At 43.3% G+C, this 19,577-nt stretch carries 17 protein-coding genes; 4 read left to right on the top strand and 13 right to left on the bottom strand.

Annotated elements, in window-relative coordinates:
* The first annotated feature begins 1 nt into the window (after position 1).
* Positions 2 to 1,378: an ATP-binding protein gene (locus tag KJ365_RS00405; RefSeq protein WP_214449646.1), complete on the top strand. Its 1,377-nt coding sequence runs from the start codon at positions 2 to 4 to the stop codon at positions 1,376 to 1,378.
* A gap of 67 nt (positions 1,379 to 1,445) precedes the next feature.
* Here the strand turns inward: KJ365_RS00405 and KJ365_RS00400 are convergent, their stop codons facing one another.
* The 6 genes from KJ365_RS00400 to KJ365_RS00375 all read right to left on the bottom strand — a co-directional run bounded on the left by KJ365_RS00400 (position 1,446) and on the right by KJ365_RS00375 (position 5,961).
* Complete coding sequence (locus KJ365_RS00400) at positions 1,446 to 2,117, bottom strand: hypothetical protein (RefSeq protein WP_214449645.1); 672 nt, start codon at positions 2,115 to 2,117, stop codon at positions 1,446 to 1,448.
* Positions 2,114 to 2,449: a PadR family transcriptional regulator gene (locus KJ365_RS00395; RefSeq protein WP_214449644.1), complete on the bottom strand. Its 336-nt coding sequence runs from the start codon at positions 2,447 to 2,449 to the stop codon at positions 2,114 to 2,116. Before KJ365_RS00395 ends, KJ365_RS00400 begins: the two co-directional genes overlap by 4 nt.
* Positions 2,450 to 2,603: 154 nt before the next feature.
* Positions 2,604 to 4,178 (bottom strand): amidase, encoded by a 1,575-nt coding sequence (locus KJ365_RS00390; protein ID WP_214449643.1) that lies wholly within the window; start codon positions 4,176 to 4,178, stop codon positions 2,604 to 2,606.
* A gap of 545 nt (positions 4,179 to 4,723) precedes the next feature.
* Positions 4,724 to 5,089 carry a hypothetical protein gene (locus KJ365_RS00385; protein WP_214449642.1) on the bottom strand — a complete coding sequence of 122 codons (366 nt, stop codon included), beginning with the start codon at positions 5,087 to 5,089 and terminating at the stop codon, positions 4,724 to 4,726.
* A 137-nt stretch (positions 5,090 to 5,226) separates the two neighbouring features.
* A complete protein-coding gene (locus tag KJ365_RS00380) occupies positions 5,227 to 5,652 on the bottom strand; it encodes a hypothetical protein (RefSeq protein ID WP_214449641.1) in 426 nt (141 codons plus the stop codon).
* A 135-nt stretch (positions 5,653 to 5,787) separates the two neighbouring features.
* Positions 5,788 to 5,961 carry a hypothetical protein gene (locus KJ365_RS00375; RefSeq protein WP_214449640.1) on the bottom strand — a complete coding sequence of 58 codons (174 nt, stop codon included), beginning with the start codon at positions 5,959 to 5,961 and terminating at the stop codon, positions 5,788 to 5,790.
* A 127-nt stretch (positions 5,962 to 6,088) separates the two neighbouring features.
* On the opposite strand from KJ365_RS00375, the gene KJ365_RS00370 reads away from it, so the two are divergent.
* On the top strand, positions 6,089 to 7,780 hold the full coding sequence (locus KJ365_RS00370) for a hypothetical protein (protein ID WP_214449639.1): 1,692 nt from the start codon (positions 6,089 to 6,091) through the stop codon (positions 7,778 to 7,780).
* 130 nt (positions 7,781 to 7,910) lie between these two features.
* Here the strand turns inward: KJ365_RS00370 and KJ365_RS00365 are convergent, their stop codons facing one another.
* The 7 genes from KJ365_RS00365 to KJ365_RS16985 form a co-directional block, all read right to left on the bottom strand.
* Positions 7,911 to 9,425 carry a hypothetical protein gene (locus tag KJ365_RS00365; protein ID WP_214449638.1) on the bottom strand — a complete coding sequence of 505 codons (1,515 nt, stop codon included), beginning with the start codon at positions 9,423 to 9,425 and terminating at the stop codon, positions 7,911 to 7,913.
* 242 nt (positions 9,426 to 9,667) lie between these two features.
* On the bottom strand, positions 9,668 to 10,222 hold the full coding sequence (locus KJ365_RS00360) for a phosphoglycerate mutase family protein (RefSeq protein ID WP_214449637.1): 555 nt from the start codon (positions 10,220 to 10,222) through the stop codon (positions 9,668 to 9,670).
* A gap of 35 nt (positions 10,223 to 10,257) precedes the next feature.
* Complete coding sequence (locus KJ365_RS00355) at positions 10,258 to 11,826, bottom strand: alpha/beta hydrolase-fold protein (RefSeq protein WP_214449636.1); 1,569 nt, start codon at positions 11,824 to 11,826, stop codon at positions 10,258 to 10,260.
* Positions 11,827 to 12,060: 234 nt separating this feature from the next.
* Positions 12,061 to 12,372 carry a DUF3240 family protein gene (locus KJ365_RS00350; RefSeq protein ID WP_214449635.1) on the bottom strand — a complete coding sequence of 104 codons (312 nt, stop codon included), beginning with the start codon at positions 12,370 to 12,372 and terminating at the stop codon, positions 12,061 to 12,063.
* Positions 12,359 to 15,430 carry an efflux RND transporter permease subunit gene (locus tag KJ365_RS00345; protein ID WP_214449634.1) on the bottom strand — a complete coding sequence of 1,024 codons (3,072 nt, stop codon included), beginning with the start codon at positions 15,428 to 15,430 and terminating at the stop codon, positions 12,359 to 12,361. Before KJ365_RS00345 ends, KJ365_RS00350 begins: the two co-directional genes overlap by 14 nt.
* 1 nt (position 15,431) lies before the next feature.
* Complete coding sequence (locus KJ365_RS00340) at positions 15,432 to 16,454, bottom strand: hypothetical protein (RefSeq protein WP_214449633.1); 1,023 nt, start codon at positions 16,452 to 16,454, stop codon at positions 15,432 to 15,434.
* Positions 16,451 to 17,650 carry a TolC family protein gene (locus KJ365_RS16985; protein WP_214449632.1) on the bottom strand — a complete coding sequence of 400 codons (1,200 nt, stop codon included), beginning with the start codon at positions 17,648 to 17,650 and terminating at the stop codon, positions 16,451 to 16,453. Before KJ365_RS16985 ends, KJ365_RS00340 begins: the two co-directional genes overlap by 4 nt.
* A gap of 143 nt (positions 17,651 to 17,793) precedes the next feature.
* Between KJ365_RS16985 and KJ365_RS00330 the strand changes: the two genes are divergently transcribed.
* Together KJ365_RS00330 and KJ365_RS00325 are read left to right on the top strand one after the other, a co-directional pair.
* On the top strand, positions 17,794 to 18,291 hold the full coding sequence (locus tag KJ365_RS00330; protein WP_214449631.1) for a helix-turn-helix transcriptional regulator: 498 nt from the start codon (positions 17,794 to 17,796) through the stop codon (positions 18,289 to 18,291).
* Between the two features lie 179 nt (positions 18,292 to 18,470).
* Positions 18,471 to 19,574, top strand: a complete 1,104-nt coding sequence (locus KJ365_RS00325; protein WP_214449630.1) for a threonine aldolase family protein — start codon at positions 18,471 to 18,473, stop codon at positions 19,572 to 19,574.
* The last annotated feature ends 3 nt before the right edge of the window (positions 19,575 to 19,577 follow it).

Raw genomic sequence — 19,577 nt, 5'->3', positions numbered from 1 at the left:
CATGATCATGTCGGTGACCACTCGAGTTTGGATAATTTGCCTGCTATGCAGCTTAATTGGGCTTTTGCCGGTCTATTGGCTTGTAGATTGGACGTTAGTGCAAAAGCTAGTATTCACGTTTTTGGTGTTATCGTTAAGTGTTGGCGCTGCACGCTTTATGCTCAAAGACATAAAAGAGGGCCTGTCGGCACTAGAAATTGGTTTGCTAAATATGAAAGATGGCGAGTTTTCTAGCTCTTTGTCATATCAAAAAAGCGATCAGTTAGGCCAACTGTGTGGGCTTTATAACCAAACCATAGATAAACTGCGCGAAGAAAAGCATTGGCTATACCAGCGTGAGCTTCTGCTCGATAAAATTACGCAAAGCTCTCCTGATGTATTGCTCTTGGTAAACGACCAAGGCGTGGTGATTTTTAGTAATATCGCTGCCCGCCATTTTTTCTCTACCTTTGACGGTATTTCTGGACGGCAACTAAGCGCATTACTTAATAACGCTCCGCAGGGGGCTGCGGATGCTATAACTGCCAACAAAGAAGGGTTGTTTAGTCTCAATCATAAAGACAAAGAGCCTGAAACCTGGCACATGTCTTTGGGGAGTTTCAGTTTAAACAATCAATCTCACACGCTGTATATCCTAAAACAAATGACACGCGAATTAAGTCGTCAAGAAGTAGCAGTTTGGAAGAAAGTCATACGTGTGATTAGCCACGAATTAAACAATAGCTTAGGGCCAATATCGTCAATGTTGCATAGCGGTCGAATACTCAGTTTACAGGTAGATGAAGACCGTTTAGCCAGAGTATTTTCCACAATAGATGAACGCATAAAGCATTTGAGCGATTTTGTGCAGGGATATGGGAAGTTTGCAAAAATCCCAGAGCCTAAAGTGCATCCGCTTAAGGTATCTGACGTGTTTGAGCAATTAGCACAGCAGTGGCAATTTAACCTGCGGTTACCGGAAAGTTCACCTGATGATTTGACGCTCCATGCCGATGCTGCGCAGTTTGAACAGCTGATGATAAATCTGCTCAAAAATGCCCATGAATCGGGCTCACGACCAGAAGATGTAAGTGTTGAACTAGCACAAACAGAAGTCTCCACCGTAATCAAAGTAAAAGACCGTGGTAAAGGAATAGCGGATGACTCCCTCAATAGCGTGTTGATACCGTTTTATTCGACAAAATCTAATGGAACAGGACTTGGCTTGGCCCTGTGTCGTGAAATTATAGATGCGCATCATGGGCAAATTGCGTTGTATAACCGCAGCGCGGCTCAACCACCCTCTGGTAATACAGAGAGCTCGACTCATGATAGCGAGAGCGGTGCTTATGCAAACAACGGCTTGGTGGTTAAGGTGACGTTGCCCAAATTTCGTTGACTCGCACTTACATTGCTCATGTCATTTAATATCAGCACCAAAACTAATACTACCTCTTTACATCCTCTTATCGCAGTAACTCTTTAATGAACAAAACCGTTAGGGGTATGACGAGGTACGAGACAGTAATTAACGAAAAAGCGATAATCGGCCCTGATTCTACCAGTGGAATATGATTTGTTTTAAAGCTAATCATCCCCCAAATATACGGCCCCGCTAATAAGATGACAGAGAGTGCTGCAATGGATTGTAGGTTCAACTTAGACGCTCTGCTCATTAAGAATACCGCACCTGCTCCCAATAGGACCCACAATATAGCTGGAATATTGATAAACAGTTGGGGACTTACGCCTGTGAAGAGCTCCAACGATATTGATTGATATAACATCGGATCTAAAAAGAATTGGTAAAAATTACCGTCGGTCCAGTAAGGCTTGGTAAATGCTTCGGCGTCGTTGTTGTTCGATAAGAAAAGTATACCGGCAGTAACAACAAAAAAGACGCTTAGCGCAAGTATTGCACAAACCAATGAGAGCGCTTGTTTAGTAATCATCACATACCTCAAAATTATCAATAAAACTTGTTTGTAGAACTCCCATTGCTTTATTAGGAGCGTGTCTTTTGATTCGTAGTATTGTTCGTGTAAATCCCCGATAACATCGTCTTTGATTGATTCTGGTAGAGTATGCTCTAGTAATGCGATGCCAAGCGTTGGTGGCTTTTTATTGTTAGTTTTCATAAGCTCACCACATTTTGAAGAGATGCGCTTGCCCACAATTTTTCTATTTGAGATTTCGTTATTTTAATGGCTTGTAAGCCAGAAGCAGTGACGTTAAAAAATCGCTTAGCCTTTCCGCCTCTAGCGGCAGTAGCGCCTGACTTTCTCGATTCCAGCAAGCCTTTTTTTTCTAAACGTTCGGTGGTTGAATACAAGGCACCAATTGACACGTCGCGCCCCACGCAGTCTTTTAGATGAGACTTAATTGTCACGCCATATGCGTTATCTTTTAAGGCAATTATTGTGAGCAAAACCGCATGCTCAAATTCACCTAAGTATTGTTGTTTATTCATTTTAGCCCCGTCGCCAATCTCTAATACCTACATAATAGATTATTAAAGCGGTCTGATAGGTATTATCTCAAAATGGATCGTGTTTCATATTATACCTATTATGTAGATATAATGGGTATATAAGAACTGAGACCTTCGCAGCCAGCATGGTTGCTTATAAAGAAGGTGTGTTAACTGGAACGCGAGAAGCCATTATTTGCTGCTCAAGCGAATAAGCGATCTCGATAAGCGTGGGTTCACTATAAGCTTCGCCCATAATCGACAGATTGACGGGCATGCCTAAAGACGTAAACCCAATAGGCATAGATAAGTCTGGGAAACCTGACAGGTTCGCTAAATTGAAATTAGAACCACCGGAGCCAGGAAGCCCATCTCCAGTGTATGGAAAATCCACCAGCTCTGCCGGCATACTTGTGGTTGGATATACCAATGCATCTAAGCCTTTGTGTTGCATAAGGCCTTTTAAAAACTCTCTTATCAGCGGTAGGGCAAACTCTTTAACGGCCTTATACTCGTAACCATCAAGACTTGTAGCTTCGTTTTCGACTTTCATCAATGACCATCTAGCTGGGTTGGGGATCACGCCATCAGGTTGCTTAGAAGTCACTTCCATCGACTGCGTGATTAAGTCATCTAAGGTTTTTGGATAGCCTTCGTCAAGGGTTGCCAAATAGGTTTCAATTTGTGATTTAAATTCTGGAAAGCGAATCGCTCGGTAAAAATGACCTCTAGACTCTAACAACCACGCAGGGAGGGTTATTTCGACCACTTCTGCCCCAGATTTTTCCATTGCATGCAAAGCCGTATCAAATAACCAATCTACTTCATAATCATCGCCGGTGAATTTGCGAATCACGCCGATCTTTTTATTTTTCAGGCCGTCCTTTTTCAATGACTTTGTGTAGTCGTCCATTTCAGATACTTGAGTAACGTTACCGTCTACAATTACGTTTAACAAAATGGCAAGGTCGGTCACATTATTTGCCATAGGCCCTATTGTGTCAAAAGATAACGCAAGGGGTATCACGCCATCTGTACTGACAAGTCCGTGGGTTGTTTTTAACCCTACTATGCCATTTGCTGACGAAGGCCCGCGCACAGAACCACCGGTATCGGTACCCAAGCCTATGCTGGCAAACCTAGCGGCTATTGCAGCCCCCGTTCCACCTGAAGAACCTGCAGGAGTCTTTGCGAGATTATGAGGATTAATGATTGGGCCTGCCAGTGAACTCCATGGCCCGCCCGATGCAAATTCGCTCATATTTAACTTACCCAAAACAATAGCGCCGGCGTCTTTTAACTGAGCAATTACACGTGCGTCGTCAGGCGGGAAACTGTCTTTGAGCATAAACGAGCCAGCGGTTGTGGGCATATCTTGGGTGTCGATATTGTCTTTAACCAATATTGGTATGCCGTGAAGTCGAGAGCGTCTACCAGACTCTTGCCGCTCTTTGTCTAATGCTTTGGCCTGCTCAAGGGCAAGTGGATTAATGTGGATAATCGTATTTAGGGAAGGGCCCTTTTGGTCATACTCTGCTATACGTTTTAGAAACAGATTCACCAATTCCTCAGAAGTTAAATCGCCGTTATCTATGGCCTTATTGAAATCATTGATAGTCGCTTCGGTAAAATTAAGTTTTGAATTATCGGCGAGGGCTGATTTGTTGAAAAGAAAAAGTAAGAAGATGATAAGTGAGGCTTTGCCAAAAACAGACAGCGTTGTTTGCATAGTATTCTTTCCCTAGTAATTGCATCGACACCTGCGAAAACAACGTAGGTATCTCTATTGCTTAGTATATATATCGTTCTACCATTGTATATTCAAATATGCCGATTTTGTGCCCAGCCATGATGAGGTCTTTCGTAATTGATAGGCAGACTGATAAGCGTTAGTTGGCATGCTTTAGTTAGAGTCTTCAGCGTCAATCAGCGCTATAACTTCGCGAGCGAAACCTAGCTGTCGTCTTTCCGAATCCCACATAACCCCATGCAAACTATACATTGTCTCATAGCGAGTTTCATATGCTTTCATTAAAGATAGGTCATAAGATCTTATATACTCAGTCCCATCGATTTGAGCAGTATCTACCGCGGCGCCCAAATTTCCCTTATTAACGACATCACGGTCTACAGAAGTGTTTGCAGACAATTCTTCTAGAACAAGGTCCACTAGCGCCTGATGAACGAAGTTGTCGCGCTCTAAGCGCGTATGGTATTCGATGAGCGCTCTTTCAAGGTCGGTATTGTTTAATGTCGCTAGCTGGCCATTCGCGGTTATTTGTATATAGGCCGCCGATTTGGGGGGCGACGCCCTGCTGCTGTGCTGTCTGCCAGTGCTTGCCGGATTGTTTTGTCGTCTGCAGCTGGACTACTGCCTTCCAAGGTTGTAATGAGGGCGGCTAAATTTTGCATGTAAACTTCGCGAAATTGAATTTGCGAAGTAAGTGTTTTTTCGATTTCGACGAACTCTTCTTTGAGCTGAGCAAGAACAGCAGTTTCACGCATTTGCGATTGCTGAGCGTCATTCCAATTCGAAACTTGAATGCCAATAAAAACACCAACAATAACGATTACAAAGTCTAGCGCGACGGCGAACCAGTTTTGGTCTTTTATGTGCTTGGTAAGTCGACGTAGGATCATGATAGAGCTCCACGGTGTTCATAGTTGGATAAATTTTTAGCGATGTGTAGCGGTAGCGCACTCGGTAATTTGAAACGTTTGAGCATTTGCGTTTTTGCTATTTCAATTATCATTTTTAATCACGGTATTATTTTAATTTAAAATCCAAATGGGGTGGCTAGTATAAAAAAGAGCACTGCGATGGATGCTATGATACTGGTAATAAGACCTGTCTTTCTAGACCGAAGCCACCCTGATAGGCCTACACTCACAAGTAGACTAAGAAATCCGAGGCTGTATCCACTTAACATACCTGCCCATAGAGTTTTGAGCAGAGTCTGGTCTACTATTATGGGCATGGTGGGGTGCAGAAGAATGGTTAACCGCCATGATGCAACCACAGCAACTAATAAACTGCACGCAGCTAGTGCTGACGATGACACTATCCAGCTGACCGACTTTTTTTCAGAAGTGAACACCACGATTGTAACGAGCAAGGTAGCTGAAATACCGCCTAAAAAAGCGCTGACAAATGACAATTGTTCGGCGACCGCAAGCACATAACTTGGATTAAGTTCTGTCATTTGAAACCCTGTTAGCTCTTACAAAACTTGCTGATAAGACTGTTGGCAGTTTTGTCTATGTTACATGGGGCGAAGGCATCACTGAATTTATCAGCGATGCCTTAGTAACTGCTTATGTAAGCCAAATGCAAACGTTTAGTCGTTTGTATTCGGTGTTTGCGGAGTAGTCTCATCTGCGCTTTCGGGTGCAGGTGCTGGATTACTTGTAGTATTTGTTGCAGCGGGAGCTGCTTCAGGCGTGCTCTGACTTGTATCTGCGCCGTCTTCATTGCCCACGTCTCTTTGAGAGATATTTCTTTCTTTTGACATTTCCTTCTCCTAACGAAGTCATAAAAGTATTATTTTCATAGGATGTTTAGCTCCTATGTTCGATAACTTACATGTAGTATACAATTAATGCAATGACGCAAAGTAGCAGGCATATAGGGTTAGTCTATTGAATACATTATCTCCTGTGGTAAAAAAGGGTATCCGCATTGGTGCTAATGCCTTTTATGCCATGTGTGTTGCGCTATGTCTCATCACGCTCTTGTTTGGTCTATGGGCAAACTTCAACTTTAATTCGAAAGAAACCTCGGCATTTTTGCAGTACGGCGCAGCCATTCATAAATATCCCTTAGTAAACCGCTATGTGCTTGCAAAAACTGACGATTCACCGCTGTCTGATGCAATGCGTTCTAACGGCCCATGGTTTACTCGCTTGCATGCCATTGATAATTGCGAAGCTTCGAAGTTTAGCACTATGGATGAATTCTTTGCTTGTGCCAATGTTGGCCAGGCTGAGTCGGTGACCGTTGTGTTGGATGTTTGGGGAGACATACAAAGCTTTGAAGTTGTAAAAGGGGAAACCGCCACACCATTTAAACCAGACATTAAATACATGCTTGTGGATTCTGTTTTGTTATTGCTCTCTTTAGGCTTTTCTCTATTGCTTTTTGCCAAAGGCAGGCGTTTTGTATCTGGATACCTAATTAGTTTGTTACTGTTAATCACTGTGTGCGAAAGCCGTTTTTTTTATATCGGCTCAAGTATGTTTGGTGCGACAGATATCGAAACGCTTCGCTTGAGCTTAGCATTTATCTTTGGCCCGCTTGGGCTTTATTATTTCCCCAAAACGTTCGACAACAAAGTATGGAAACGCATTCAGCTTTCCCTAGTTGCATTCTCTAGTCTGTTGCTCTTTATCACCTACAGCCAGACTTTTACAACAGTTGCAAATGCATGGTCATATTTTTTGTATGCCGTGTCATTTACCTTATTGGTGACGGTTGTTCAGTTTGTATTAAAGTACCGCATGGTACTCAACACCCAAGAGCGCAAACAAACAATTACCATGCTGTTTTGTGTGCTCATTGCTTTAGTATTGTACCTTCCTCTTTTTAGCTTATCGGGCTACGGTACATTAGTAGGGCGCTACTTATTAGGTTTGAGCGTTGGTGTGGGCGTCTTTATTGCGCTTATGCGTTATGGTCTCTGGCAGGTCGACTCTATTATTTCAAAATCGGCAACATTGAGTTTGTTGTCGGTCGTGGCGTTTTCGCTTTGGGCGGGCCTTGACCAAGGCATGCAAGCGCTTTTGAATCAAACGATTGGGTTAAGTAACAATACAGTCACCGCGTTTTTAGCTGCCGTGATTAGTTCATTGTTTGCCATCCCAGCATATAACTTTGTATCACGCTCATGTGATGCGTTTTTCAATAAAGACTTGCACTTACTCAAACGCTTTTTGAGTAAAGATATTTTGGTGTTAGCAGAAACGCAGAAACTTGAAACCTTTGTTGAGCAAGTAGGGCAAAAATTGTTAGTTCTCAGCGGCGCTCGTAAAATACACCTCACGTTTAACGACTTTAATCGTCTTCCAGCGCCCATAGAATTTACAGATATCGTTGACAAGAAATCCAATGAATACGTGGTAAAAAACGAATCGTTCGAGTACCACATCGATAATATTTTATCGCTGACCTTTTCCCTTGAGTATGTCGATAGACGAATCAACAAAGAAATTAAAAACGAACTTGAAGAGGGGACCGATGAAATTGCAAGGGCCCTTGCTTCATGTACTAGATGGAATTATCTTGAGTCATTGGACCCGAGCAAGGCGGCGTTGCGCCCTGCCAGCTCTACATGACGTTACTTGTCACTTGCTCCAATTGATGCGGGCGATTTTATGAGCAAATCATCAGCGCAATAGACAGCATGCAGACTGTGGCAAGAAAAAACACAATACACGCCGGACGTTAGATGATGGGAAGCTATCTCTAAATCATGCAACTTTCCAAGCGAATGTGTAAGCCTTCAAAGTTAACCGAGTTAACAATTTTTTGCCCAAATACCAAGCCAGCTGATGCTTGTTTAAACTCATCGTCTGAATTTGTCTGAGTGGTAACAAAAGCCGAGACATACTGTTGCAATAAATCGTCGTACTGAATTAACACATTGAGTGACTCGTCTCTTAAGGCATACAGGGAATCTGTGAGTATTTGCGCCTTTTTTATTGCAAAAGACAGCGACTGAAGTAAATCGCGTGTTTCGCTGCCTTGCTCGTCTATGAGTTTAAGAAGTTGATTGTATTTTTCTTGTTGCTGGTCATTCAGCCCTGCCTGTTGGTCAGGCTCATACGGGGCTTGATAAGAAGTTGATGGCGAAGAAGGTACAGATGACAGGTCCGACGGATAATTTGGCTCTACTGCTTTTGGAGGGCTAAGCAGTTCAGCAATTTCATCGGCAGTGGCCCCCGTTCGCGCCAAGTCAGCTAGCAAGCGTGAGTGCACTAGCGCTACACTCCCTCTAATGCTTGCGTCTGCAGCGTTTACGTTTTGTTCCCAAGTGGAAAGTAGCGCGGTCGTTTTTGGAATAGCTTCCGCTAGTGTCACTAACTCTGAATAATACATACGTCCGTCACGTGACGTTGCTTTTGCTCTTAATAGCCCGTTTTGTATTTTTTTATAGTCATCAATAAACTCAGTGTGTCGTATATAAGGAGCTTCAAGCTCATCGATGGCGCTCTGGAGCGTGCCTTTCAAAGTCTGAGTTTGATCGATTATTGTGTTTTTATACTCAGGTGGTAACGACCAAATAAACGAATCGAACGGTTGCAGTTGCCTAGTTTGTTTGTCTACTAACTTCTGTATCGCTTGCGTCTCTCTCTCAAAATCGGGAATTGGCATCAATATACCCATACTCACCTTATCTTGGGCCATGGCTAACTCTGGTATACTTGCTTTAGCTAACCAAGCATCTAAGGCGTCTAGTTCAACAGATGCTGTAGACGCAAAATCTCGAACACGCTGTTGATAGTAATCAAGACTAGTAGATAGTTGGTCCACACTGGGTAAATACGCCGTTTTTGCCGATTGAAGTTGTTGATAGGGCTCGCGCAAACATGTTAAAGACTGTTGTGCGGTAGCGAGAATTTCAATTTTTCGCTGAGGTACGTTTAACTGCAAATTTCCGAGTATTACAGCGAGTAATGCACCCCCAGCGATGATGAAAGCGTGAGGTGCGCGTAAAGTGGTCATAACCGCTATGATTGCGCCTATAGAGATGCTGGCTGCGCCCCAAAAGTCTCGATATTGGGCAAGGTGCGTACTCGATTGACTGTATGCGTCGTTAAGAGAATTCATAACTGCGGCTAAATCACCGCTTACATCTAGTGCGGGAAAAGGCGGAATTGCAGCGCTGACATACATTACCGAGCCTATTAATAAGAGCAGAACTATACCGGCAATGAAGTAAAGCGGTTGCCTATGTTTTGATTGTTTAGCGTTTTCCAAGTGAGCCTTCCTAAGCGATGGATAGAGACAATCCAGTTTCTTGTATGTTTTTTATACGCTTATTTTAATGCATTGACAAGCACGTAGACGGTCAGCCTATTACCCCGAGGCATTTCTGTATATGATCACCTAGATGGCAGTCTAGTTATCTTGAATCGCTAGGCCCGAGTAAGTCGACACTGACGCCTGCTGATCTCACTTAAGTAATAAAAGGTGTAAAAGTGAGGCATTGACCGTAGTATTCACAAGGGCTGATAACAGCTAAAGGTTTGATGCAACAATTGTAGCTTAGCTTTTGGTTTTGTACCGTCAACTAAGGTTACTTGATACACTCTGTCGTAGATTGTTTCATCAATTTGCGCTAACGCTTTCCCAGTCAAATAGCCCGCTAGCACATTCGTTGTGTTGCTGTGCCCTACTACTAGAGTGTTTTGTTTGTTTTGAATCAGTTGCTTTGCAAAAGAGGCTAGTTCTCTTGGGTTGTAACTAACCACTTTTAAGCCTTTGTCTTGCGATACCGGTTTAGCGGTCATCTGCGTTCTTAAATAGTCAGTGCTGTAAATAGTATCTATATCGACGGCTTGAAACATTGTGCTCAGCGATTGTGCGCGTTGTAAACCGCACTCAGATAATGGCGGGTTTCGCTTATCAGCCGTGTCGGTAGCTTTTTCAGCATGGCGTAACATATAGATGGTATATATATCAGAGTCAGTTTGATTAGTTTGTGCCGCCAGGTTAAATGAACTAAACATTATCCAGCCCACAAGCACATAAAGTAAAACTGATAGTAATTTCATCTATATTTTCTGCCTTTTCAAAAGTGTCACTTAAGCTACTTGTCAATCGCTAGCAAGCGCGTCTGTATTTGCTCTAAAACGAGTTTGTCACTGAATTTCGAACAGTGTCCAGCCATCGGCGTAAAATCTATCACAGCATTGGACGTTGGGTTTGTTGTACCTTCCAGATACTGCGCAAACTTTCTTGTGGCGGGGTTAAGAAAGAAGTGGTCCATGTCGCCCATCCAGATGTAAATTTTGTCTTGTAACTTAGGCCCAAGCTCAGACCAATTTTGTTCGGTAAATAGCTTTAAATCATATTTCTTCCAAGCCTCTGCAACTTCTCGGTCTATGGCGCCTGTTTGTGGGTCAAACATTGGCATGGGTAGCCCGTCTTCGCCCTTTGGACTATATAAGGCTGTATGCGCGCTAAACTGGCCACCAGAGGTTCGATAGTCGTTTGATACGCCTTGTACATTTTCATACTGAATGAAATTTTTCAAAGTAATGATTGGGTCGCCATAAACCGTTCTGGCAACAGGTCGTAGATTGCCCCATCTATTGTAAAATACGTTGGCATCTTCATAAATGTTGGCCAGTTGATAGGCTGAAAAGTCGATGGAGTCTGGGCTATATGAAAATGCGCCGTTAAATGTGTCTGGATAAAACAGTTGAAGAGCCAACGACACCCAACCGCCAGTGGAGCATCCATCTGTAAAACGGTATGTCGCGCTGTTTTTGGTGCGAAATTGAGCTTCAACAGTTGGGATGAGCTCGCTCACTAAAGATTGACCGAACGGCCCATTATTTGCCGAGTCTAGCTGATAGTTGTCACCAAAAGGCCCCAAACTATCTAGGTAAACGGTGATAATTTGTGGCGCTTCATCGCTTTGCCACCATTGCATAAAATCTTCGGAATTGATTAATCTTTCAACTCTCGTATACCTGCCACCATAGCCTGCAACGTTATATCTAATAGGGTAGGTTTGCTGACTATTTTGCTCATATGTGTTGGGTAATAAAACCGAGGCACTTATATAAAATGGTTCTTGCCAAAACTCACTCAATAATTCGCTTTTAAAGGTCACCTTTTTTACTAGCGGGTGGTTAACAAGTGATGTAGCAGGTACTCGTTTTGAAAGCTCTACGATTTCGGTAAAATCCGAATCGATATCGATAACGGCGACTTCGCTATATAAATTCCCCTCTGCATTTATGTATGGAAGTGACGGATTCTGATGCCACAAAACCTGCATTGAATATTGGCCTTTTGGGATTTCGCTAAGATCAAATGAAGCGGTGGTCATTAAATCAGAAGCTTGGTTTAGCGTAATGGTTGAGGTGGCTGACCCAAACGTAAAATTTTTAGCAAAAATGAAGTTGGGATTTTCGCTCAAAGGCCAAAGTTGTTGACGAGGCTCACTTGTATCATTTTTACTTAAAAAGAGAAATATCCTTCCCTCAGAAGCCATGGCGTCATGCAACGGTGGTGCAACGCTTATGCTAAATTCTGCTGCCGCGGTATTGTTTTGGTTTTGTAACTTTGCATCTGCTGTTGAAGGGGATATTTGGCTTGTGCACCCAGATATAAGAAACGCGGTAATGATCAGTAGCCGACCTAGCATGTTCAATTCCTCTTTGATGTTAGACCATGGCCAATACTGCGTTTGATTTATTGAGCAGAATTTGGCCCGTTGATATAGCTACGTTACAGCTATGTGCTTGCCATGGCAAGAAAAGCGGATGAAGTAACCTAAGCGTTGCGCTGTTGATTGCTTAGGTATCTTCGGGAAAAGTTCAGCAATATTGTTCAGGGCTTAAACTAGGTTAAAACAATTGGCGACTATGCCTTGATGATGCTAAACAAATCCAGAGGATTGTATCGGCACCATCCAATATCGAATGGTATTCTCTGGGCAGGCCTCGCGAAGGTGAGCTAATACTGCCTGTGAATCAGCACTTATATGGGCTATCTCAAACCGATAAAAGTCTTGATGACCCGCTACCTGCTCATTAATGTTGTAGTGACTATGCTCACTACTAAATCCTTGAATTTTAGACAGGCTAAAACCACTCGTATAGGGCATTTCCATTAATTGATCGACGAGGTCTTCTTTTAAAGAGGTAGGGGCGATCATGATTAACAGAGTATCGGTTTCACTTTTTGGCATGTCTTTTCTCCAACCAAATATATAATACGGGGATCATGAACAACGTGGTGAAGGTTGAGGTAAACAATCCGCCAATAACCACTATCGCAAGAGGCTTTTGGATTTCAGCACCTGGGCCTGTGGCTGTGACTAGGGGCATCAAACCAAACATCGCTGTCAATGCTGTCATTAACACTGGTCGCAAGCGTTGACATGCGCCACTGACAACTCGCTCGGTAAGCTGGCGGACTTGTGCCTTTGTTTGCTCAAAATAGCTTATCATCACCACCCCGTTTAGTACCGCTACGCCAAGCAAAGCAATGAAGCCTACCGATGCAGGAACCGATAAAAACTCGCCGGTTAAAAACAGCGCCATAATTCCACCCATAATGGCAAATGGGATATTCGCAAGAATCAGCCCCGCTTTTTGCAAAGAGCCAAATGTCGTAAATAAAATGACAAGAATCAGACCCAAAGCAATCGGCACAACAACAAGAAGGTTATTAGTTGCTCGCTGCTGATTTTCAAACTCTCCACCAAATGACACCGTGTATCCAACCGGTAATTGAATATTACTGGCAACGGATGCTTGTAACGCATTGACGAAACTCACCATGTCGGTGCCTTGCACATTGGTTGCCACAACGGCGAAGCGACTGCCATTTTCCCGTTCAATCATGATCGGACCTTGCTTATAAAATATGTTCGCTATTTTATTGAGGGGTAAAACCGATGCATCGGGCATTAAAATGTTCATGTTTTCAATATCAGCAATATTGCTTGGTTTGCTATCGTTGGCATCACTGAGACTAAATACAATGGGTGTTTTTTTCTTTCCATCTATCAATGTTGAGACTTGAACCGACTCTAATTGACTTTTGATGTAGTACGAAAGCGTATCGATATTCATATTGTAGCGAGAGGCTATTTCGGGTTTTAGAGATATGTTGAGTAAATCGCCACCCTCAATGACCGATGAATTTACATCAACACTGCCATCGATGGTTTTTGTTAGCGCTGAAATCTGCGCCGCTAAGGCAGCAAGCTCAGAAATGTCATTACCAAAGACCTTCACAGTCACCGCACCTGTGCTGCCAGTGAGCATTTCAGAGACTCGCATCTGAATCGGTTGGGTGAATCCAAAATTGATGCCCGGAAACTCAGCGAGAACCTCTCGAATGGCTTCAATAAGCTCTTCTTTATTACTGAAGCGCCATTCGTCCATAGGCATAAGCTCCATAAATATGTCTGTTTCATTTAAGCTCATTGGGTCGAGTCCAATTTCGTCTGAGCCAACCCTAGCCACAATTTGTTTAATTTCGGGGATGTTCGCAAGCAGTGCATTTTCAATTTGAATATCAAGTTCGGTAGACGATGCCAATGAAATACTCGGTGACTTTTCTAACTGTACAATAATGTCTCCTTCATCGAGTACAGGCATAAAGGTTTTCCCTAATGTGGAAAACAGAGCGCCGCTGGCAACTAAAAATACTAAAGAGCCGATAATGACAAACTGAGGTTTGGCAAGGGTGTTTGAGAGTAGGGTTTGGTATCGTAATTTAAGCCATGCAACAAATTTAGGCTCACTGGTTTGCTTGCCTTTTAATAGAAATGAAGTGAATGCAGGGATTACGGTAAGTGAAAGAATAAGCGATGAAATCATGGCGAAAACTATCGTCACAGCAACAGGCGTAAAGAGTTTACCTTCCAGTCCGGTGAGCGTGAGCAAAGGCGAAAAAACAATAATGACAATAATCGTGCCTGATACAACGGGGGTTGAAACGTCTTTACATGCCCGGTAGATAACATGCAGCCTTGGCAAAGATGCATTTCGATTTAGAGAATTGACGGTATTTTCGACCACCACAACAGATGCATCTACCAGCATACCTATCGCGATCACCAAACCTCCTAGGCTCATCAAGTTGGCGGAGAAGCCAAATTGGCTCATCAGTAAAAATGTACAAGCGGCAGAGAAGGGGAGAACGAGCGATACGGCAATTGCAGCGCGTAAATTTCCTAAAAACAACGAAAGGATAAGAATGACGAGCACGATTGCGACAAACAGCGCCTCCTTGATCGTGCCAATGGCTTTATCAATGAGATTTTTGCGGTTGTAAAAGACATTAAGGACCGTGCCCTGTGGTAGCGTCGATTCTAGCTCGCTTAGTTTTAACGATACCTGCTCAATCAGCTGAGCGGTGTTGGTATCTTTTAACGCAATGACAATCGCTTCTGTTGTTTCTTCACCATTGCGCGTTACAGACCCGTAGCGAGCCAGATGGCCCACTGAAATGTCTGCCACATCTTTTAGTTTTAAAACGACATCGTTTGCGGTGGAAATAGTCAATTCGCTGAGCTGCTCAATATCATCAACGCGACCTTCGCTTCGCACGATTAACGTGTCGTTGCCGATATTAATCCTTCCTAAATTACCGTTTCGATTCGCTTCATTTATTTTACTGGCTAGCTCAGGCAGTGACATGCCAATACTTGCTAGTTTTATAGGGTCTGGACTAATTTGATAGGTCTTGGCATAACCGCCTAATACATTGACGTCAGCCACACCATCTATGCTTCGAAGCAGTGGCCTGATTTCCCATTCGAGGATTTGGCGACGTTGTAACAAGGTCATGTTTGGGTTCTCAATTGAGAACATGAACATCTCGCTGAGTGGCGTACTCATAGGCGCCACGCCACCTTCAAGTCCTGAAGGCAATGACGACATGACATTGCTTAACCTTTCAGCGACTTGCTGTCTTGCCCAATAGATATCGGTGCCATCAACAAAGTCTAAGGTGATGTCGGTGATAGCGTATTTTGTCATCGAGCGTAAAATTTGCTGATTGGGAATGCCTAACAGCTCCGTTTCAATCGGCAGCGTGACTTGTGCTTCAATTTCTTCTGCTGTCATGCCGGGCGCTTTTAGGATGACTTTCACTTGTGTTGGTGAAATATCTGGAAAAGCGTCGATAGGCAGTGAGAACCATGCCGAAATGCCAGCGAGGAGCAAAAACAGCGAGACAATAATGATAAAAATGCGCTGTACAAGGGAAAAGCGAATAATGGCTTCTAACATCTTATTCACCTAAGCCCATTAAAATCCCTTGGGCAGCACTAACAGAGCTCACTAGGGCGCTCTTATCTGTAAGAGGGGAGTCTGATTGGATCACATATTGTTGCTGTTGTGTGCCCAGGATTGTGATTTTGACTGCACGATATGCGTCACCGTTTTTAAGGAATATGTAATTGTCGCCTTGCCAGTTAAAAACGCTTTGTTTATTGGTTAGGTAGGCGTCTGTTTTATAATGTGGCGTGACGCTTACACTAGCACCTAAAGATGCTTTGCAGTTGTTTTTGAGCGGCTCGGACCACGCGGTTTGATAATAGCCGTCAAGCTGTTGATTAACCGAGCTAATCGTCAACTTGCATTGAGGAGCATCAATGGATGCAATTTCTCTGGTGTCGTTAAAGGGAATGCGAAGCTTAAATACTAGCGATTGGCGAGGAATGAAACGCGCCAATATATGACCCATCTCAGTCGATTGGGTTGCTTCATAAGAAACAATGCCGTTTATAGGCGCGACAAGGGTTAACGATTCAGTGTCGTCATCAAAATTACTCACGTATTCAAAAAAGTGTACGTACTCATCGTAAGCAAGTTTCACATCGTAGTATTGCTGGCTTATTTGAAGCCATGCGCCTTCGTTTATTGCTTTGCTGTTGAACAGTTTTTGGTTATTTTCATAAAGGGCTTTGCTCTGCGTGTGTAGGCGTTTATAAATTTGATATTGAGAGTGGTAATGATGCACTTCAGGGCCTCTTAGTACAGCAAACTTCTCTCCCTTTTTGAGCGCTTGCCCAATGCCTGCAAGATATTGTATTTGTTGCACATTCATAGGGGATGTCAGCACGTAAGCTTGGCCTGGGAGACTGATTACTTCAGCAATAACGGGGCTTCCAGAAAACGTTTTAATCGCTGTTATTGGTGCAGTTTCTTGCTTTAGCTGGCCTAATTGTTCACCGTTCACTAGCATGTCTTGCGACAAAGCTAGCTGACTCCATAACAACGCAACGATAAAGAATGGGAGTGCTAGCTTCATAGTGATAGTCCTGATGTCTGTCTTATATTAGCAATTTGACGTTTGATGGCGATTCGATTTAATTCAATTTCATTTTTAGCATCAATTAAATCAATTAGGTTTCGCAAGACAATGGCTTGGTCTTGCGTGTTTGACGAAAGTAATTCATTGATGCTTTTTTCTAAGGCGTTGAGGATAACGATGCTTTCATCAAGCATTGTTTGTTTTTCTAATAGAAAATCATATTCCGTTTGACTGGCCGTGGTTGATGCAAGTATTTGCACTAAAAGCTTGTTTCGTTCAATTTCGTACTGCATTCGTTGGTGCATGTACTCGCTTCGCTGAGTTGCTGAGAGTTCATTACCCATAGAGATAGGAACGTCCACACCTACACCTATTTGGTTTTCTGAAAAATCAAATGCTTCTATGCGTCTGGCCGTAAGTTGAATAGACCAAGGCTGGGCTGACTTACGTTGACCGTTTAGCGCGAGGTCATACGCGGCCCAAGCTGCATCTAAGGCTTGAATATCTGGATGTTGCGCCAATGCGTTATTTTTAAGCTCTGGAAGGTCTTCTTCATTTACCGTGGGCAATACGCGCAGCCCTGTGAGGGCATAGTACTGACTCATCAGCTGTTGCGTTTGGCGTTCGTATTGCAGTGCTAAGATGTTGCTGCCGCTTAATTCTTTTTGGAGTAAATATAATGCGTATTTAGGCATTGCATTGAGCTCTGTCAATTTTGAATATTGTTCTACCAAATTCACTAACACTGCATTTTTGCGTTTTTCTGCCCCGCGCAATGCCATTTGTGTTTGTAAGTCCCAAATCAGGTCTCTGATTAACCCTGAGTAATAAAGGGCAAGCTGGCGCTGTGCCGAGGCTTTAATGACGGCACTATTGCTCATCAAGTTTTGTTCAGCTTGTTTCTTGATGGCAGACTTTATGGGTACAGAGAAGTTGATTTCCCCTTCGCGGGTGCCGTCTGTTGTTTGGTCATGCAAATATAAAACTGAAACCGATGGCACTCCATCCATCCATGAGAGACGCTGGTCCGCAGGGGCTGCTTCTTCCATTAATGCTGATACATTTTCCAGTTGATGTTCTAGCGTGGCGTCTAGAACCTCATGCAATTGAATACTTCCTTGCTCGGCATTGACGCTCATTGAAAGCACAAGCAAAGCGGCCGCTTGACCCATAGTGGCGAGTAACTTTTTCACGTTTTTCTCAGGTTTGTTTTCTATTTAACTAATGATATTTTGATTTTGACGTTAGAACATTAGACATGTGTATAATGGGATAACGAACATATGTTCGATAGGCCCGAAATTGCTGATTATTTATACGGTTACAAGGTGTTTTGATGAGAGATAGAGTAATTACGCTCATATTGATAATAGTAATGATACTCAACGGTGTTGATGTATTTTTTGATATTGGGTTAGGCGTGCCTGTCTGGCATATTGTACAAGAAGCTTCGCTAGTTGTTTTATCTGCATTTGGCGCCGTTTTGTTAGTGCGTCATATGCGCCACAAATCACAAAACTTAAAACATTTGTCGTCTGATTTGTCAGATGCAAAAAAGCAGATCGAAACCTTGAATAGCAGTATTGCCGTTGAAAGAAAACGATTTGCCGGTGTGATTAAAGCACAATTTGAGCAGTGGCAGCTCACTGAAACTGAGCAGCAAGTAGCTTTGTTGCTCCTAAAGGGCCTAAGTCTGAAAGAAATTGCGGTAGTTAGAAATACCAAAGAGCCTACCGTAAGACAGCAGGCATCTGTTGTTTATTCAAAAAGCAATTTGGTTGGTCGCCATGAGTTTTCGGCGTGGTTTTTAGAGGATTTTTTGAGCGCTACTTGACTGGTTTAGGCCGTGGATATTTGTGGCTAAGAGATGTTAGTCACATTTTTTAGTGGTTAATTACTGCGCGTAGCCTCACCGCTCTGCTGATAATAGCCACACAAAAATGTCGCTTTCTCTCAGGCATAACCCTATTGAGTTGAAATTCTGGTAAGTCACTAAGCTGCACAGGCCCACATATGCACGAAACATTAATTCAAACCTATCGACAATATGCCGAATTGTGCCAAACCAATGTCTTTGGTCATCGTCGCGTTTCACCAAAGCAAATATTGCAACAACTTGCTGACAGTGTGACCGACGATGAGCTAAGCGACCAATATGGCAAAGGCGTTCTAATTGAGCGTTTTGAGCAGGAAGTAGCCGCTTTGTTGGGTAAGCAAAGCGCATTATTTTTACCTAGCGGCACAATGGCGCAAAACATCGCATTAAAGATTTGGGCCGATGAACAACAATCTGATCGCGTCGCTCTGCATCCTACAAGTCACTTGTTGCTGCACGAGGAAAACGCGGTTGAGGCTCTTTACCAATTAAAGCCAGTTATAGTAGGACAAGCAGATCAGTTACCTCACTTAGATGAAATTAAAGCAGCGACCGAGGTTCCACTTGCAGCAGTATTGTTAGAGTTGCCGATGCGAGAGATTGGTGGTCAATTGCCCACTTGGGAGGCGTTAGTATCGCAAAGTGAATGGCTACATGCTCAAAATATCCCCTTTCACATGGATGGTGCTAGGCTTTGGCAATGCCCTGAAGCGTATAACAAAAGCCTGCAACAAATCTGCGCTTTATTCGATTCTATTTACGTGAGCTTTTATAAAGATTTGGGCGGTATATCAGGCGCTTGTCTGCTGGGAAGTCATGCATTTATTGAAAAGGCGCGCGTGTGGCAACGCCGTGCTGGAGGCAACTTATTTGCGCTCTACCCATATGTAGTGGCCGCCCGAGAGGGGCTCAAAATGCACTTGCCGCAAATGCGTCAGCGCAGAGACGACGCACTATGGTTAGCAGGCCAGTTCAATCAGCTATCGGGCATCAGTACTTGGCCCCATACTCCGCATAGTAGTATGTTTCACATTGTCATCAATGCTGAGGCATCAGCCTTTTTAAAGCGTTCTATTGATTGGATGCAAGGCAACGGCATTTGCTTGATTCGTACCCCCTATAAGGTTAATAAAAATCGCCTCATAAGTGAGATATCAATCGGGGATGCATTTGCAAAATTGCCTAGAGCCAAATGGCAAGAGACGATCGTCGATTTTGCTAAAGTGGTGCTTGAGGCTTAGGGG

Origin of the sequence: Glaciecola sp. XM2, from assembly GCF_018595715.1 — a bacterium.
In the GTDB taxonomy this organism is placed as follows: domain Bacteria; phylum Pseudomonadota; class Gammaproteobacteria; order Enterobacterales; family Alteromonadaceae; genus Glaciecola.
This window is presented reverse-complemented; position numbering and strand designations above follow the sequence as displayed.

Excerpts from the sequence above, each read along its gene's own strand:
- KJ365_RS00340 (WP_214449633.1), bottom strand. The coding sequence starts at position 16,454 with ATGAAGCTAGCACTCCCATTCTTTATCGTTGCGTTGTTATGGAGTCAG.
- KJ365_RS00345 (WP_214449634.1), bottom strand. The coding sequence starts at position 15,430 with ATGTTAGAAGCCATTATTCGCTTTTCCCTTGTACAGCGCATTTTTATC.
- KJ365_RS00355 (WP_214449636.1), bottom strand. The coding sequence starts at position 11,826 with ATGCTAGGTCGGCTACTGATCATTACCGCGTTTCTTATATCTGGGTGC.
- KJ365_RS00375 (WP_214449640.1), bottom strand. The coding sequence starts at position 5,961 with ATGTCAAAAGAAAGAAATATCTCTCAAAGAGACGTGGGCAATGAAGAC.
- KJ365_RS00400 (WP_214449645.1), bottom strand. The coding sequence starts at position 2,117 with ATGAAAACTAACAATAAAAAGCCACCAACGCTTGGCATCGCATTACTA.
- KJ365_RS00380 (WP_214449641.1), bottom strand. The coding sequence starts at position 5,652 with ATGACAGAACTTAATCCAAGTTATGTGCTTGCGGTCGCCGAACAATTG.
- KJ365_RS00390 (WP_214449643.1), bottom strand. The coding sequence starts at position 4,178 with ATGCAAACAACGCTGTCTGTTTTTGGCAAAGCCTCACTTATCATCTTC.
- KJ365_RS00385 (WP_214449642.1), bottom strand. The coding sequence starts at position 5,089 with ATGATCCTACGTCGACTTACCAAGCACATAAAAGACCAAAACTGGTTC.
- KJ365_RS00360 (WP_214449637.1), bottom strand. The coding sequence starts at position 10,222 with ATGAAATTACTATCAGTTTTACTTTATGTGCTTGTGGGCTGGATAATG.
- KJ365_RS00350 (WP_214449635.1), bottom strand. The coding sequence starts at position 12,372 with ATGCCAAAAAGTGAAACCGATACTCTGTTAATCATGATCGCCCCTACC.
- KJ365_RS00405 (WP_214449646.1), top strand. The coding sequence starts at position 2 with ATGATCATGTCGGTGACCACTCGAGTTTGGATAATTTGCCTGCTATGC.
- KJ365_RS00330 (WP_214449631.1), top strand. The coding sequence starts at position 17,794 with ATGAGAGATAGAGTAATTACGCTCATATTGATAATAGTAATGATACTC.
- KJ365_RS00395 (WP_214449644.1), bottom strand. The coding sequence starts at position 2,449 with ATGAATAAACAACAATACTTAGGTGAATTTGAGCATGCGGTTTTGCTC.
- KJ365_RS00325 (WP_214449630.1), top strand. The coding sequence starts at position 18,471 with ATGCACGAAACATTAATTCAAACCTATCGACAATATGCCGAATTGTGC.